Annotated in this window: 14 protein-coding genes; 8 read left to right on the plus strand and 6 right to left on the minus strand. The window is 61.9% G+C overall.

The genetic code is table 11. From position 1 onward, the window contains the following. The first annotated feature begins 32 nt into the window (after positions 1 to 32). Together coaD and HX823_RS05260 are read left to right on the plus strand one after the other, a co-directional pair. Positions 33 to 512, plus strand: coding sequence for a pantetheine-phosphate adenylyltransferase (gene coaD, locus HX823_RS05255; protein ID WP_003176711.1), 480 nt, complete (start codon positions 33 to 35; stop codon positions 510 to 512). 102 nt (positions 513 to 614) lie between these two features. Then, the gene (locus HX823_RS05260; RefSeq protein ID WP_017139475.1) at positions 615 to 866 is read left to right on the plus strand and encodes a YfhL family 4Fe-4S dicluster ferredoxin; all 252 of its coding nucleotides are present in this window, start codon (positions 615 to 617) and stop codon (positions 864 to 866) included. Here HX823_RS05260 and mutM read toward each other — a convergent pair. Both mutM and HX823_RS05270 read right to left on the minus strand, forming a co-directional pair. After that, positions 863 to 1,675, minus strand: a complete 813-nt coding sequence (mutM, locus tag HX823_RS05265; protein WP_177074303.1) for a bifunctional DNA-formamidopyrimidine glycosylase/DNA-(apurinic or apyrimidinic site) lyase — start codon at positions 1,673 to 1,675, stop codon at positions 863 to 865. The genes HX823_RS05260 and mutM overlap by 4 nt on opposite strands. 21 nt (positions 1,676 to 1,696) lie before the next feature. Continuing rightward, positions 1,697 to 2,509 carry an HDOD domain-containing protein gene (locus HX823_RS05270; protein WP_177002757.1) on the minus strand — a complete coding sequence of 271 codons (813 nt, stop codon included), beginning with the start codon at positions 2,507 to 2,509 and terminating at the stop codon, positions 1,697 to 1,699. A 187-nt stretch (positions 2,510 to 2,696) separates the two neighbouring features. Between HX823_RS05270 and HX823_RS05275 the strand changes: the two genes are divergently transcribed. From HX823_RS05275 to ilvD, 3 genes are all read left to right on the plus strand, one after another. Continuing rightward, entirely contained in the window at positions 2,697 to 3,893 is a 1,197-nt protein-coding gene (locus HX823_RS05275; RefSeq protein WP_033897037.1) for a class I SAM-dependent rRNA methyltransferase, read from the plus strand. A gap of 125 nt (positions 3,894 to 4,018) precedes the next feature. Next, positions 4,019 to 5,209: an MFS transporter gene (locus HX823_RS05280; protein WP_177074304.1), complete on the plus strand. Its 1,191-nt coding sequence runs from the start codon at positions 4,019 to 4,021 to the stop codon at positions 5,207 to 5,209. Positions 5,210 to 5,435: 226 nt separating this feature from the next. Next, positions 5,436 to 7,277 (plus strand): dihydroxy-acid dehydratase, encoded by a 1,842-nt coding sequence (gene ilvD, locus HX823_RS05285; protein WP_016976011.1) that lies wholly within the window; start codon positions 5,436 to 5,438, stop codon positions 7,275 to 7,277. A gap of 186 nt (positions 7,278 to 7,463) precedes the next feature. Here ilvD and HX823_RS05290 read toward each other — a convergent pair whose 3' ends face one another. Beyond that, positions 7,464 to 8,522, minus strand: coding sequence for a hypothetical protein (locus HX823_RS05290; protein WP_038850646.1), 1,059 nt, complete (start codon positions 8,520 to 8,522; stop codon positions 7,464 to 7,466). A 240-nt stretch (positions 8,523 to 8,762) separates the two neighbouring features. Here HX823_RS05290 and HX823_RS05295 point away from each other — a divergent pair, with 240 nt between their 5' ends. Further along, on the plus strand, positions 8,763 to 10,154 hold the full coding sequence (locus HX823_RS05295) for an L-cystine transporter (protein WP_177074305.1): 1,392 nt from the start codon (positions 8,763 to 8,765) through the stop codon (positions 10,152 to 10,154). 154 nt (positions 10,155 to 10,308) lie between these two features. Here the strand turns inward: HX823_RS05295 and HX823_RS05300 are convergent, their stop codons facing one another. Continuing rightward, a complete protein-coding gene (locus HX823_RS05300) occupies positions 10,309 to 10,821 on the minus strand; it encodes a dihydrofolate reductase (protein WP_038850651.1) in 513 nt (170 codons plus the stop codon). Positions 10,822 to 10,890: 69 nt separating this feature from the next. On the opposite strand from HX823_RS05300, the gene HX823_RS05305 reads away from it, so the two are divergent. Together HX823_RS05305 and HX823_RS05310 are read left to right on the plus strand one after the other, a co-directional pair. Next, entirely contained in the window at positions 10,891 to 12,261 is a 1,371-nt protein-coding gene (locus HX823_RS05305) for a DUF2868 domain-containing protein (protein WP_177074306.1), read from the plus strand. Next, positions 12,254 to 13,621, plus strand: a complete 1,368-nt coding sequence (locus HX823_RS05310; RefSeq protein ID WP_177052666.1) for a DUF3482 domain-containing protein — start codon at positions 12,254 to 12,256, stop codon at positions 13,619 to 13,621. Before HX823_RS05305 ends, HX823_RS05310 begins: the two co-directional genes overlap by 8 nt. Here HX823_RS05310 and HX823_RS05315 read toward each other — a convergent pair. Both HX823_RS05315 and HX823_RS05320 read right to left on the minus strand, forming a co-directional pair. Beyond that, a complete protein-coding gene (locus HX823_RS05315) occupies positions 13,618 to 14,172 on the minus strand; it encodes a phosphonate degradation HD-domain oxygenase (protein WP_177074307.1) in 555 nt (184 codons plus the stop codon). The two genes, HX823_RS05310 and HX823_RS05315, sit on opposite strands and share 4 nt — an antisense overlap. Next, positions 14,172 to 15,305, minus strand: coding sequence for a TIGR03364 family FAD-dependent oxidoreductase (locus tag HX823_RS05320; protein ID WP_177074308.1), 1,134 nt, complete (start codon positions 15,303 to 15,305; stop codon positions 14,172 to 14,174). The genes HX823_RS05315 and HX823_RS05320 overlap by 1 nt, the downstream gene beginning before the upstream one ends. Between the last annotated feature and the right edge of the window lie 80 nt (positions 15,306 to 15,385).

Raw genomic sequence — 15,385 nt, forward strand, 5'->3', positions numbered from 1 at the left:
GGTTCCCCAACGGACTCCGCCAGGACGACGCGATGAACCGAGTGTTGTACCCAGGAACCTTCGACCCGATTACCAAAGGCCATGGCGATCTGGTCGAACGTGCCTCACGCTTGTTCGACCATGTGATCATCGCGGTCGCAGCCAGCCCCAAGAAAAACCCGCTGTTTCCCCTGGAACAGCGCGTGGAGCTGGCGCGTGAGGTCACCAAACACCTGCCCAACGTGGAAGTGGTGGGCTTTTCCACGCTGCTGGCGCATTTCGCCAAAGAGCAGAACGCCAATGTGTTCCTGCGCGGCCTGCGTGCAGTGTCGGATTTCGAATATGAATTCCAGCTGGCCAACATGAACCGCCAACTGGCGCCGGACGTGGAAAGTCTGTTCCTCACGCCGTCGGAACGTTATTCGTTCATTTCCTCGACGTTGGTCCGAGAAATCGCCGCTTTGGGCGGGGATATCACCAAGTTCGTGCATCCGGCTGTAGCAGATGCGCTGACGCTGCGCTTCAAGAAGTAACACCGTTCAATCGGCGCCTGCTCGCACTGCGGGCGCCAATGCGGCACAATTGCGCGCATTAGTTTTCAGATGCCTTGGCTGACGGCCCTGGCAGGAGTTTCCATGTCCCTGATCATCACCGACGATTGCATCAACTGCGACGTCTGCGAACCCGAGTGCCCGAACGCCGCGATTTCCCAGGGCGAAGAAATCTACGTGATCGACCCCAACCTGTGCACCCAGTGTGTCGGCCACTACGACGAGCCTCAATGCCAGCAAGTATGCCCGGTGGATTGCATCCCGCTGGATGAGGCTCATCCGGAGACGGAAGAGCAGTTGATGGCCAAGTACCGATTGATTACCGGTAAAGCCTAAGACTGACATTTGGGGCAAAACACGCTCGCGCGTTGCCCCAGCACCACATTGCGCAATTCGCTCCCGCAGACCTTGCACGCCTCGCCGCCCCGGCCATAGACAAACAGTTCCTGCTGGAAATACCCCGGCTGCCCGTCGCCGCCGATAAAGTCGCGCAGCGTGGTGCCGCCGCGCTCAATGGCGGCGGCTAGGATGCGCTTGATCTCGATTGCCAGCTTCAAGTAACGCGCCCGCGAAATGCCGCCCGCCTCGCGACGCGGGTCGATCCCCGCCGCAAACAGTGCTTCGGTCGCGTAGATATTGCCCACGCCCACCACCACCGCGTTGTCCATGATGAACGGCTTCACCGCCATCGAACGGCCACGGGACAGTTGGAACAACCGCTCGCCATCAAACAGATCCGTCAGCGGCTCCGGCCCCAGGCGGATCAATAACTCATGGTTGTGTGCGTCCTGGCTCCAGAGCATCGCGCCGAAACGCCGGGGGTCGGTGTAACGCAGCGCCAGCCCCGACTCCAACTCGATGTCCACATGCTCATGCTTGGCCGCCGGCATGCCGACTTCCACCAGGCGCAGGTTGCCTGACATACCCAAGTGGCTGATCAAAGTGCCCACTTCGGCATTGATCAGCAGGTACTTGGCCCGCCGCTCCACCAGCACGATGCGCTGCCCGGACAGGCGCACATCGAGGTCTTCCGGGATCGGCCAGCGCAGGCGCCGTTCACGCACGACTACGCGGCTGACCCGCTGGCCTTCCAGGTGTGGCGCGATGCCGCGTCGGGTGGTTTCGACTTCGGGTAACTCGGGCATGTGTACCTCTTGAAGAAAGGGTCAGTGGGCGCCCAGCTCGCGGATCGACAACTTCATGCTTTCGAAGTCGTAGTCCGACAGGCCCACGTAGTCCAGCACCAGATGGCCGATGGCATTCCACTCATGGTCCACCGCCTGGTTGCCCAGCACGCGATAGGACGAGCAGATGTGCTCGGCCATCTTCAGGATCGCCAGCAGGTTTTTCAGCTGCGAATTGCGCGACGACTCATCGCTGAACACCGCCAAGGCGTTGTGGTGGTTGGCGATGGCGTCGGTCACATGTTCCGGCAGGCGCCAGGACTTGGCGGTGTAGTAACCGACCACGGCGTGGTTGGTGTTGAACGCGTTGTTCTCGGTGTCGACCACGCGGCAGTCGGGGCCGGCATTGGCATAAGCCTGCTCCAGCACCGACATGTAGTTGGGGAAGCGCTTGAGCATCAGCGGCACGCCGCAATCGTGGAACAGGCCCAAGGCATAGGCTTCGTCCACCGCCTGGGCGCCGGTACGCTTGGCCAGGGTCAGGCAGGTCATCGCCACATCCTGGGCGGTGTCCCAGAAGCGGTTGAGGGTGACGATGGTGTCGTCGCTCATTTCGCCCTTGATCGACAGCGCGTTGATCAGGTTGATGATCGAACGGCTGCCCAGCAGGTTCACCGCGCGCTGGATCGAGGCGATCTTGTTGCTCAGGCCGAAATACGACGAGTTGACGATCTTCAGCAATGCGCCGGAAAGACCCGGGTCTTGGGCGATCAACCGTGCGATCACTTCCAGGTCCGGATCGGGCATGTACTGCTCCATCTGCAAATCCACCATGATTTGCGGTTGAGGCGGCACGCTGATGCCTTGCAGGGCCTGCTGGATCTGTTCGGCGGAAAGCTCTTGGGACATAAGTACACACTCTGGGCTAGGCGGGGATTCTAACCCTTATCCGCCGCGTGCTGACACCTTCCCGCACATCCGGCTACCCGGCCATTTCCTACACAACAAGGTATACTCCCGCTCTTTTTTCCGGAGCGACGTCATGTCCCTGCCAAGCCTGCGTCTCAAAGCCAACGCCGATCGTCGTTTGCGCAACGGCCACCTGTGGGTCTACAGCAACGAAATCGACGTGGCCGCCACCCCACTCCACGGCTTCCAGGCAGGCGACCAGGCTATCCTGGAAGCGGCCGGCGGCAAGACCCTGGGCATCGTGGCCATGAGCCCGAACAACCTGATCTGCGCCCGCCTGCTGTCGCGCGACATCAAGCTGCCGTTGGACAAGTCGCTGCTGGTGCACCGCCTGAACGTCGCCCTGTCCCTGCGTGATCGCCTGTTCGACAAGCCGTTCTACCGCCTGGTCTACGGCGATTCCGACCTGTTGCCAGGCCTGGTGGTCGACCGTTTCGGCGACATCCTCGTGGTGCAGATCGCCTCGGCGACCATGGAAGCCCATAAAGAAGACGTGATCGCCGCGCTGACCCAAGTGCTCAAGCCGAGCGGCATTCTGTTCAAGAACGACTCCGCCGCGCGCGACGCAGAAGGCCTCAACCGCTACGTCGAAACCGTGTTCGGCCTGGTGCCGGAGTGGGTTGCGCTGGAAGAGAACGGCGTGAAATTCGAAGCCCCGGTGATCCAGGGCCAGAAGACCGGCTGGTTCTACGACCACCGCATGAACCGCGCACGCCTGGCCCCGTATGCCAAAGGCAAGCGCGTACTCGACCTGTACAGCTACATCGGCGGCTGGGGCGTGCAAGCTGCGGCCTTCGGCGCCAGTGAAGTGTTCTGCGTCGACGCCTCCGCCTTCGCCCTCGACGGCGTGGAGCGCAACGCCGCGCTGAACGGCTTTGCCGAGAAGATGACCTGCATCGAAGGCGACGTGTTCGAAGCCTTGAAAGAACTGAAAGCCAGCGAAGAACGCTTCGACGTGATCGTCGCCGACCCACCGGCCTTCATCAAGCGCAAAAAAGACATGAAGAACGGCGAAGGCGCCTACCGCCGCCTGAACGAGCAAGCCATGCGCCTGCTCAGCAAGGACGGCATCCTGGTCAGCGCATCGTGCTCCATGCACTTGCCGGAAGACAGCCTGCAAAACATCCTGCTGACCAGCGCCCGTCACCTCGACCGCAATATCCAGATGCTGGAGCGCGGTGGCCAGGGTCCCGATCATCCAGTTCACCCCGCGATCGACGAGACGCGTTACATCAAGAGCATTACGTGCCGGTTGCTGCCGAATAGCTGATGCCGTTGGCCTGTAGGCACCTTAGGGCTCCTACAGGCTTTTATGAAAGTTCGTACCGCTCCAGTCTTTGACTTTCCCTTACATAAACTTGATCCTCGAGCGCCTCACGGAATCGAGGCCCGCCCATGTCGACGGCAATCACGCACGCTGAAAAACCCTTCATTGTTTTCTGGCTGATGACCATGACCCTGCTGGGCGTCTTCCCGCTTGACGTCGTGCTGCCTTCCTTTCCCGCCCTGGCGGAACACTTCTCCACCTCGACCACCCAGATCGCCCGCTCAGTCAGCCTGTTCGCCATCGGTTTTTCCTGCTCCATGCTGTTGATCGGCCCGCTGTCCGACAGGATCGGCCGCAAGAAGCTGCTATTGGCCAGCATGGCCGTTGCAATCATTGGCGCGGCCGGGTGCCTGGCGGCCAGCAACACACCGCAATTTCTGTTCTTCCGTGTTATCCAGGCCATGGGCTGCGGCGGTTTCATATTGTCCCAAGCACTGGTGCAAGACCTGTTCTTCGGCAGAGAACAGGAGCGGTTGCGGATCGCAATGGTCACGGCCGGAGGCATCTTCATATCGATTTCCCCGCTGCTGGGTGCGTGGCTGCAACTGCACTGGGGATGGCAAGCCAGCTTCTATGTGTTTATCGCGCTGTGTGCCGCAACCTTGATCATGGCGCATCGGCTGCTCCACGGCGGCTTGCCTCAAGCAGCACCGAGCCACCAGAGCCTGCTCAAGGCCTACGCCAAGGTCTTCGCCAACCGCCACTTCGCCAGCTATGCCACGATCTCGGCCATTACGTTCGCCTGCCATTTCTCGTTCATCGTGGTGTCCCCGCTGATTTTCATGGACCAGTTGCAGTTGTCGCCCCATGAGTACTCCCTGACCTTGCTCCTCTACGGCGCCGCTTACGTAATGGGCGGAATCTGTGCAGGTTTCCTGCACAAACGGCTACCGGCTGCGACCCAGATGGCCATCGGGCTGGTGCTGATCGCGATCTCGGGCGGGGTCATGTTGTTCCTGGCCTATCAGTTCGGCGTATCAATCCCGACCGTGCTGGTGCCCATGCTGCTCTGCACCGCAGGCACCACCATCACCCGACCTATTTCCAACTCCAAGGCCATGAGCTTGTTTCCAGACAATGCAGGTACGGCGGCATCAGCCGTTGCAGCGGTGCTGTTCATTGCCGGTGGCCTTATCAGTGCCTTCATCAGTACCTTTACCCACTACCTGAGCACGGCGCTGGGTCTGTGCTTTCTGATCCTGAGCATCGTCGCCCTGGTCTTGAACGCATGGGCACGGCGCCACCCGCACGTCCCGTAGCCGCTATCTTCACGGTTTCGGCCATTCCCTCCAGGCGCCAGCGGTGTAGAATCGGCCTTATTCATCGCCAGTCATCCCCCGGCGGGTTTATGAGCTCAAGGCCAATGCGCACGGCGATCCCGTAACGTTTGCGGCAACTTCCGGACACACGGCCATTTTTCGGGTGTTCCTGACGTCAATAGAAGCTCACTCCCCTTTGATACCGATTAGCCGCCCGGAGTGCTCCATGCCAGATTACCGCTCGAAAACATCCACCCACGGCCGCAACATGGCCGGCGCGCGCGCACTGTGGCGTGCCACGGGGATGAAAGATGACGACTTCAAGAAGCCGATCATCGCGATTGCCAACTCGTTTACCCAGTTCGTACCGGGCCACGTCCACCTCAAGGACCTGGGCCAACTGGTCGCCCGCGAGATCGAACGCGCTGGCGGTGTCGCCAAGGAATTCAACACCATTGCCGTGGATGACGGCATCGCCATGGGCCATGACGGCATGCTGTATTCCCTACCGAGCCGCGAGATCATCGCCGACTCCGTGGAATACATGGTCAACGCCCACTGCGCCGACGCCATCGTCTGCATCTCCAACTGCGACAAGATCACGCCTGGCATGCTGATGGCGTCCCTGCGCCTGAACATCCCGGTGATCTTCGTGTCCGGCGGCCCGATGGAAGCCGGCAAGACCAAGCTCGCCTCCCACGGCCTGGACCTGGTCGACGCCATGGTCATCGCAGCCGATTCCAGCGCTTCTGACGAGAAGGTCGCGGAATACGAGCGCAGCGCCTGCCCAACCTGCGGTTCGTGCTCCGGCATGTTCACCGCCAACTCGATGAACTGCCTGGTGGAAGCCCTGGGCCTGGCCTTGCCGGGCAACGGTTCCACCCTCGCCACCCACAGCGACCGTGAACAACTGTTCCTGCAGGCCGGCCGTACCATCGTCGAGCTGTGCAAGCGCTACTACCACGACAACGATGAGTCGGTGTTGCCGCGCAACATCGCCAACTTCAAGGCGTTTGAAAACGCCATGACCCTGGACATCGCCATGGGCGGTTCCACCAATACCATCCTGCACTTGCTGGCCGCCGCCCAGGAAGCCGAGATCGATTTCGACCTGCGCGACATCGACCGTCTGTCCCGCCACGTGCCGCAGCTGTGCAAAGTCGCGCCGAACATCCAGAAGTACCACATGGAAGACGTGCACCGCGCCGGCGGGATCTTCTCGATCCTGGGTTCGCTGGCCCGTGGCGGCCTGTTGCACACCGACCTGCCGACCGTGCACAGCAAGTCCATTGCCGAAGGCATCGCCAAGTGGGACATCACCCAGACGGACGACGAAGCCGTGCACACCTTCTTCAAGGCTGGCCCGGCGGGTATCCCGACGCAAACCGCGTTCAGCCAGTCGACCCGTTGGGACACCCTGGACGACGACCGTGAAAACGGCTGCATCCGCAGTGTCGAGCACGCCTACTCCCAAGAAGGCGGCCTGGCCGTGCTGTACGGCAACATCGCCCTCGACGGCTGCGTGGTGAAAACCGCCGGTGTGGATGAGTCCATCCACGTCTTCGAAGGTCGCGCCAAGATCTACGAAAGCCAGGACAGCTCGGTTCGCGGCATCCTCGCCGACGAAGTGAAGGAAGGCGACATCGTGATCATCCGCTACGAAGGCCCGAAAGGCGGTCCAGGTATGCAGGAGATGTTGTACCCGACGTCCTACCTGAAATCCAAAGGCCTGGGCAAAGCCTGCGCCCTGCTGACCGACGGCCGTTTCTCCGGCGGTACGTCGGGCCTGTCCATCGGCCACGCTTCGCCAGAAGCCGCAGCCGGTGGCGCGATTGGTCTGGTGCAGGATGGCGACAAGGTGCTGATCGACATTCCGAACCGCTCGATCAACCTGTTGATCAGCGATGAAGAACTGGCGGCACGCCGGGTCGAGCAGGACAAGAAAGGCTGGAAGCCAGTGGAGAAGCGTCCGCGCAAAGTGACGACCGCGTTGAAGGCTTACGCCCTGCTGGCCACCAGTGCCGACAAGGGTGCTGTGCGCAACAAGGCGATGCTTGACGGTCTGTAAGCTGCGCCCATGAAAATGCCCCGCCAAGTGCGGGGCATTTTTTTTCTGGCCGAATCTCCAATCCACTGGAGATCAAATGTGTGGCTTGCCTGCGATGGCGGTGTATCAGCCAACTATTTGCTGGCGGACCCACCGCCATCGCAGGCAAGCTAGCTCCCACACTGATCGCACTTCGACCTAAGACGCTTACTGGATCTCGTCTGGCTTGACGATCACCCAGTTCTTGTCCGCCGTCACCGGCAACCCTTCCTTGGCCTGCGCCGCCGCGTGCTTGGCGATCATGCCGTTCAGTTGGGTCATGTATTTGTCCTTGCGGTTGATCCACAGGTGGATGCCGCCCTTGGCCACGTCCACATCGTGGAACAGCATGTAGCCATCGCTGGTCGGCGTGTCGCCACCCACCAGTACTGGTTTTTTCCACTCGTCGATGTAGGTGAGGATCGCCGCGTGTTTACCGGCCATCCAGGTCGCCGGGGTCCACAGGTACGGGGTGAGTTCCAGGCCGAGATTGGCCTTCTCGTCATAGTTGCCAGCGCTGATCTGTTTGCGCGCGGTGGTCAGTTCGCCGGTCTTGCGGTCCTTGAGCAGGGTGGTCACGCCGATGACGTTCTCGGGTTTGACGTTGTAGCCGTACTTCGGATCGGCGGCGACCATGCGCACCAGTTCTTCCGAGGCGGCGGTCATCACATACACCTCGATGCCGTTTTCCATCAGCTTGTTGTACAGCTCGGCCTGGCCGGTGAAGACTTTCGGCGGTTGCACCTCGGACTTCTTCACCACATCGCCTTCAAAATAGCTGACGGGCACGGGCTTGCCGGAGGCCATCAACTCATCGACCTGCACTTTGAGTTCTTTGAGAGTGAACCCCGAAAACACCTGGGCGACCCACGGGTAGCACACCATGTCGTCCACTTCGCAGAGGCGATAGTAGTAACTGAACAGACTTTCCTTATGGTCGGCGGTGTCTTTGAACGGCATAAGCTTGAGGGATGGATCAAGGCTGTCGCGGGTGATCAGGCCTTTGTTTTCCATGTAGGGCAGCAGGGATTCTTCGAGGTCGTAGCGGTAGCTAGTGTTATCCATGTCGAACACCGCGAAGTTACCCTTGTTGGCGTTGGCGGCGATCATTTCGTTCAGTTGCTTGGCGGCCGGGGCTGGCCAGTGTTTCAACTCGGTGGCGGCCATGGTTTGGCCGGCAAGGCCAAGGCACAGCGCGGCGGCAAACAATCTCGAAGCGAGCTTCATAAACGTTTCTCCCTGAGTGAAAGACATCGACGCTAACAAATCCCTGTGACAGTTATCGCCCGAGCGCGACCGCTTGCGTCGTGATCGCGCCAACGGCATGTGCCTGAGCGTCAAACACTTATTCCAAAAACGACAGTCGCCATTCCATATCGGTATTAAATCAATATATTTCAAGCTGTTAGGCTTTCCGGTTCGCAATCGCAGGCTCACGCGATTGGCTGCCTTCTCAACGGAGCTTCAATGAATCTGCCCCTGATTCTCAACCTACTGGTGTTCGTGGCCCTGTTGCTGGGCCTGGCACAAACCCGTCGTACTAACTGGAGCCTCGCCAAGAAGGTGCTATTTGCCCTCGTACTTGGCGTGGTGTTCGGCACCGTTCTGCACACGATCTACGGCGATGGCAATCCGGTACTCAAGGCCTCCATCGGCTGGTTCGACCTGGTCGGCAACGGCTATGTGCAACTGCTGCAAATGATCGTGATCCCGCTGGTATTTGCCTCGATCCTCAGCGCCGTGGCACGCCTGCACAATGCCTCGTCCCTGGGCAAGATCAGCTTCCTGACCATCGGCACGCTGCTGTTCACCACGGCGATTGCGGCGCTGATCGGTATCGGCCTGACCAACCTGTTCGGCCTCACCGCCGAGGGCCTGGTGGCCGGCACCCAGGAAATGGCGCGCCTGCAAGTGATCCAGAGTGATTACGCGGGCAAGGTCGCCGACCTGAATATCCCGCAGCTGCTGCTGTCGTTCGTGCCAGCCAACCCGTTTGCCGACCTGGCACGGGCCAAGCCGACCTCGATCATCAGCGTGGTGATTTTCGCTGCCTTCCTGGGGGTTGCCGCGCTGCAATTGCTCAAGGATGACGTGGAAAAAGGCCAGAAAGTCCTTAACGCCATCGACACCCTGCAAGCCTGGGTGATGCGCCTGGTGCGCCTGGTGATGAAGCTCACGCCCTACGGTGTACTGGCGCTGATGACCAAGGTGGTGGCCGGTTCCAACCTGCAAGACATCATCAAGCTCGGCAGTTTTGTGGTGGTGTCGTACCTGGCGCTGGGCGTGATGTTCGTGGTGCACGGCCTGCTGCTGTCCGTGGCCGGGATCAACCCGCTGCGTTTCTTCCGCAAAGTGTGGCCGGTGCTGACGTTTGCCTTCACCAGTCGCTCCAGCGCGGCGGCGATCCCGCTGAGCATTGAAGCGCAGACCCGTCGCCTGGGCATCCCGCAGTCCATCGCCGGTTTCGCTGCCTCGTTCGGCGCGACGATTGGCCAAAACGGTTGCGCGGGCCTCTACCCTGCCATGTTGGCGGTGATGGTGGCGCCGACCGTGGGCATCAACCCGCTGGACCCGTTGTGGATCGCGACCCTGGTGGCGATTGTGACCTTGAGTTCGGCAGGCGTTGCCGGCGTGGGCGGCGGTGCAACCTTCGCCGCGCTGATAGTACTGCCTGCGATGGGCTTGCCAGTGTCACTGGTGGCGCTGCTGATTTCCGTAGAGCCGCTGATCGACATGGGTCGTACGGCGCTGAACGTGAATGGTTCGATGACGGCGGGGGCGATTACCAGCCAGGTCATGGGGCAGACGGATAAAGCGCTGTTGAATGCGGATGAGCATGCGGAGTTAGCGCAGGCCTGAAGCCAAACCAATAACTGTGGTGAGCGGGCTTGCCCCGCGTTGGGTGGCGAAGCCGCCCCAAAACCGGATGTCGCAGTCTACCTGACACAACGCGGCGGTCTTATTTGGGGTGGCTTCGCCACCCAGCGCGGGGCAAGCCCGCTCACTACAAGGGTTAGGCTTTTTCCCAGACTTCGAAGTTGTAAGCTGGTTTGTCGCCTTCCGCCGAGTTCTCCCGGTTCGACACCAGCTTCCACTGGCCAGCATCAAACTCCGGAAACCAAGCATCCCCCTCCGGACTCAACGCCACCCGCGTCAAATACAGGCGATCCGCCTGCTCCAACCCCTGCGCATACAACTGCGCACCGCCGATCAGCATCAGCTCGTCCGCGCCCTGCTCCAGTGCCCACGCCTCGGCGCGTTCTACAGCAGCCTCCAGTGACGGAAAAACTTCCGCACCTTCCAGCGCCAGATCGGTCTGACGGCTAACCACCAGGTTCAAGCGCCCCGGCAACGGTCGACCGAGGGAATCCCAGGTCTTGCGCCCCATGATGATCGGCTTGCCAAGCGTGGTGGCCTTGAAATATTTGAAATCCCCCGGCAAATGCCAGGGCATGCTGTTGTCGACGCCGATCACACGGTTTTCACCGAGGGCTGCGATCAGGCTTAAAGGGAGAGTTTTTTTCATGCCGACGAGAATACCAGAGCCCCGAGCCAGGGGTTATGCTCCAGGCTCACAAACACAACAGGACAGCGCGTGACTCCTCTGCACACACTCTGGCTGACAGAAACCGTGCGCCTGCGCGAAGAACACGCAGGCCCCCTGGAAGACCTGGAGGCCAACCGCCTGGCGCGCACGTCCGGCGGCGATCTGCCGACACGCATCCAGCAGCGCGCCTTGCACCTGGCCGAACGCGATGGGCTCACGAATGCCCTCACCCGCTGGCTGCAAGGTGCACGTCTGGCGTTGGTGTTGCTGGCAATTGTCGCGGTCATCAGCGGCGCCGGGCTGGCGTTTGCGGCACTGGGCAACGGCCTGACGCCAGTCAACGTGTTCTGGGCGCTCGGCAGCTTGCTCGGCTTGAATCTCATCCTGTTGATCAGTTGGGCCCTGGGCCTGCTGTTTGCCGGTGAACACAGCGCCAGCCTGGGGCGACTGTGGTTGTGGCTCAGCGAAAAGCTCGCCCGTGATGCCAAGGCTGCACAGTTGGCGCCAGCACTTTTACTGTTGCTGCAACGGCAAAAACTCAATCGCTGGGCCGTGGGCGTGTTGGTCAACAGCCTGTGGTTGCTGGCATTGCTCAGCGCCTTGGTGATTCTTCTGACGCTACTCGCCACCCGCCGCTATGGCTTCGTGTGGGAAACCACCATTCTCGGTGCCGACACTTTCGTCGCTGTCACCCAGGCCCTCGGCACCCTGCCCGCGTTGCTGGGCTTCAACGTGCCGACCGTCGAGATGATCCGCGCCAGCGGCGACTCCGCCCTGAATATCGAAAGCGCACGCCAAGCCTGGGCCGCCTGGTTGGTCGGTGTGCTGCTGGTCTATGGCCTGCTGCCCCGCCTGATCCTCGCTTTACTGTGCCTGTGGCGCTGGAAACGCGGGCGCGCCGCCCTGCGCCTGGACCTCAACCTGCCCGGCTATAGCCAATTACGCGAACGCCTGATGCCGAGCAGCGAGCGCCTTGGGGTCAACGATGCTGCCCCCGAGCAACTGCACGCCATCAGTGGCGGCGTCAGTGAATTGGAAAGCGACGGCGCCCTGCTGGTCGCCATCGAACTGGACGACCAACATCCCTGGCCGCCCAAGCTGCCCGCCAGCGTGAAGAACGCCGGCATCCTCGACAGCCGCGAATCACGCCACAAGCTGCTGGAACAACTCACGCGCTTCCCACCCGCCCGCCTGGCCATCGCCTGCGACCCACGCCGCTCGCCGGATCGTGGGAGCCTCGCACTCATCGGCGAACTCGCGCGCAGCGCCACCGACACCCGCGTCTGGTTGCTGCAAGCCCCGCCCGGCCAGGCGCTGGACGCCGAACGCCTGGGCGACTGGCACGCCGCGTTGCAGCAACTTGAGCTGCCGTTCGCCGATTGCGCGCCGTTGAACTGGCTGGAGACGGGTCATGACTAAGCCGCTGAAACTCGCCGTGGTCGGCCACACCAATGTCGGCAAGACCTCGTTGCTGCGCACGCTGACCCGAGACGTAGGCTTCGGCGAAGTCTCCCATCGCCCCAGCACCACCCGGCATGTCGAAGGCGCGCGCTTGTCGGTGGACGGCGAAGCCTTGCTGGAGTTGTACGACACACCCGGACTGGAAGATGCCATCGCCCTGCTCGATTATCTGGAGCGACTGGATCGCCCCGGCGAACGCCTCGACGGCCCTGCCCGCCTGGCGCGCTTCCTCGATGGCAGTGAAGCCCGCCAGCGTTTCGAACAGGAAGCCAAGGTGCTGCGCCAACTGCTGGCCTCCGACGCCGGCCTGTATGTGATCGACGCCCGCGAACCGGTGCTGGCCAAGTACCGCGACGAACTCCAAGTGCTGGCCAGTTGCGGCAAGCCGTTGCTGCCGGTGCTTAATTTCGTCAGCAGCAGCGACCATCGCGAGCCGGACTGGCGCGAAGCCCTGGCTCGCCTGGGCCTGCATGCGCTGGTGCGGTTCGACAGCGTGGCCCCCCCGGAAGACGGTGAACGTCGGCTGTATGAAAGCCTCGCCCTGCTGCTGGAAAGCGCACGGCCACAGTTGGAACGCTTGATTCTTGATCAGGAGGCCCAGCGCCAGGCCCGCCAGCAAAGTGCCGCGCGACTGATCGCAGAATTGCTGATCGACTGCGCCGCCTGTCGCCGCAGTGTGGTCACCGAAGATGAACAACAAGCCATCGGCGACCTGCGCAAAGCCGTGCGCCAACGTGAACAGAAATGCGTGGAAGCCCTGCTCAAGCTGTTCGGCTTCCGACCGCAGGACGCCGCCGCCAGCGACTTGCCCCTGCTCGACGGGCGCTGGGGCGATGACCTGTTCAACCCGGAAACCCTCAAGCAACTGGGCGTGCGCGTCGGCGGCGGGATCGCCGCTGGGGCGGCGGCCGGTGCGGGCGTGGATTTGTTGGTCGGTGGATTAACGCTGGGCGCCGCCGCCCTGGCCGGTGCAATTGCCGGTGGCGCGCTGCAAACCGCGCGCAGCTATGGCAGCCGGTTGCTGGGCAAAATCAAAGGCCAACGCGAGCTGACCGTCGACGACAGTGTGTTGCGCCTGCTCGCCCTGCGTCAGCGCCAGTTGCTCAAGGCCCTGAACCTGCGCGGCCATGCGGCGATGCACAGCATCAAGGTCGACACGCCCCAGGACAAGACCTGGCGCGAAGGCAAGTTGCCGGATGCCCTGCACAAGGCTCGCGCGCACCCGCAATGGTCGTCCCTTAATCCGCACGCCAAGCTGAGCCAGGCCGAACGCCAAGAGCAGGTCGAAGCCCTGGCCCAACGCCTGGACGAAACCTAAGCTGCCAACATCTGCCGGGCCTTGGCCTTGAGCACATCTAGGTCAAGCACCGGCACGTGCATCTCCTTAGCCTGCTCATCCCAATGGCGCATGCGCAAACTCACCGTGTACAACGGGTCCTGTTCAAACGCCTGGGCCTCCTCGGCGCTCATCACACCGCCCTGATAGGCCAGGGTGCGGCGGCTGGCTTCGCTCAGGCGCGCGTAGTAGTCCGGCTGGCTGAAGGTCAGGTAGCGCTTGGCCTGCACGTGATATTCCACCAACTTGGCCATGCGCTCGCTGAACCCTGCGCGACGCAGATAATCCGCGCCCAGCCGTTCATGGCTGACCACGCCATAACCGCCCATGTTTTCCCCGCCTTGGCCGCAGAGATGCCCGATGTCGTGGAAAAACGCCGCCAACACCACCTCATCATCAAAGCCTTCGGCCATGGCGAGTTGCGCAGCTTGGGACATGTGCTCGATCTGCGACACCGGCTCGCCGATGTAATCCGCGGTGCCGTGCTGTTCATACAAGCCGAAGACGTCGGCGATGGTCTGTTCCGGGTTCATCACGCCGCTCCCCACAAGGTACTGATATTGCGCTCGGCCATCGCCGGCCCCACGCTCATGCCGACGCCGGTGTGCATCAAGGCCGCGCTCACTCCCGGCGCCGCGCGCAGGAACGAAAACGGTCCCGGCCCCCTCGAGCCGTACACACCCTGCCAACGCTCCACCACCTGGATCTTGCAGCCCAGGGTCTGCTCCGCCAGTTCGATCATCCAGTCATCCACCTGCTCGGCGTTGAAGGGCGATGCGTCACTGCCGTAGTCATGGGAATCACCGATGATCAGTTCGCCGTGGGGCGTGGGGCTGATCAGCAGGTGAATGCCGTGTTCGTGCAGGTGCGGTGCATCGCGCAAGATCTGTGCCTGCACCGGCGCCGCCTCGGGCAGGTCGGCGAAAGCGCCGTAATGCACGCAGCTCAAGCCGGTGAGCAACGCGTGTTGCAGGTTCAGGTTGACCGCTGGCCGCACGCGCAGCATTTGCAGGCGGCAGATGCTCGGGTTGAGTTCAGCCATGGCGTCGGCCAACAAGGTCTGGTAGTCATGGCCGGAGCACACGACGATCTGCTCACCGCGAAAGCTTCCCGCCGTGCTGTGCAACTGGCCCGGTTCGACGTCGCGCACCAAGGTGGAGAAATAGAACTCCACCTTAAGTTCTTGCGCCAGGTAGTTGATCAGCGCCGGGACCGCTTCACGGGAATACAGTTGCTGGTCGTCCTTGCCATGCAGCGCAGCGCGGTGATGGCGGAACTGGCCGCCATACAAGTCCTTCATCGCCGCGCCTTGCAGCAGTTCGACGTTGTAGCCGTGCTCTTTTGCCCGCCCCTCACAGAAGGCTTCCAGCAAGTGTTCTTCCGCTTCGGTACGGGCGAACAGGTATGCACCGTTGCGCTTGAGTTGCAGCCCGGCGACCTGCGCCCAATGGCCCCAGATTTCGCGGCTTTCCCGCGCCAGCTCCAGCATCGGCCCCGGCGGTTGGCCGGTGACCAGGGCCTGGCCGAAGTTGCGTACCGAGGCGCCCAGTGGCGTGGCACTGCGCTCGAACACCTTGACCTTGAGGCCGCGCTTGGCGGCGGCGAAGGCGTGGGACAGGCCGAGAATGCCGGCGCCCACGATCAGCAGATCGCTGTGGTGTGTCATGAAATGATGTCCTGTATTCGAAGCCGCCGTCGCAGGCAAGCCAGCTCCCACATTTTGAATTGCGAACACCTTCAAATGTG

Source organism: Pseudomonas sp. P7759 (assembly GCF_013386445.1).
In the GTDB taxonomy this organism is placed as follows: domain Bacteria; phylum Pseudomonadota; class Gammaproteobacteria; order Pseudomonadales; family Pseudomonadaceae; genus Aquipseudomonas; species Aquipseudomonas azotoformans_A.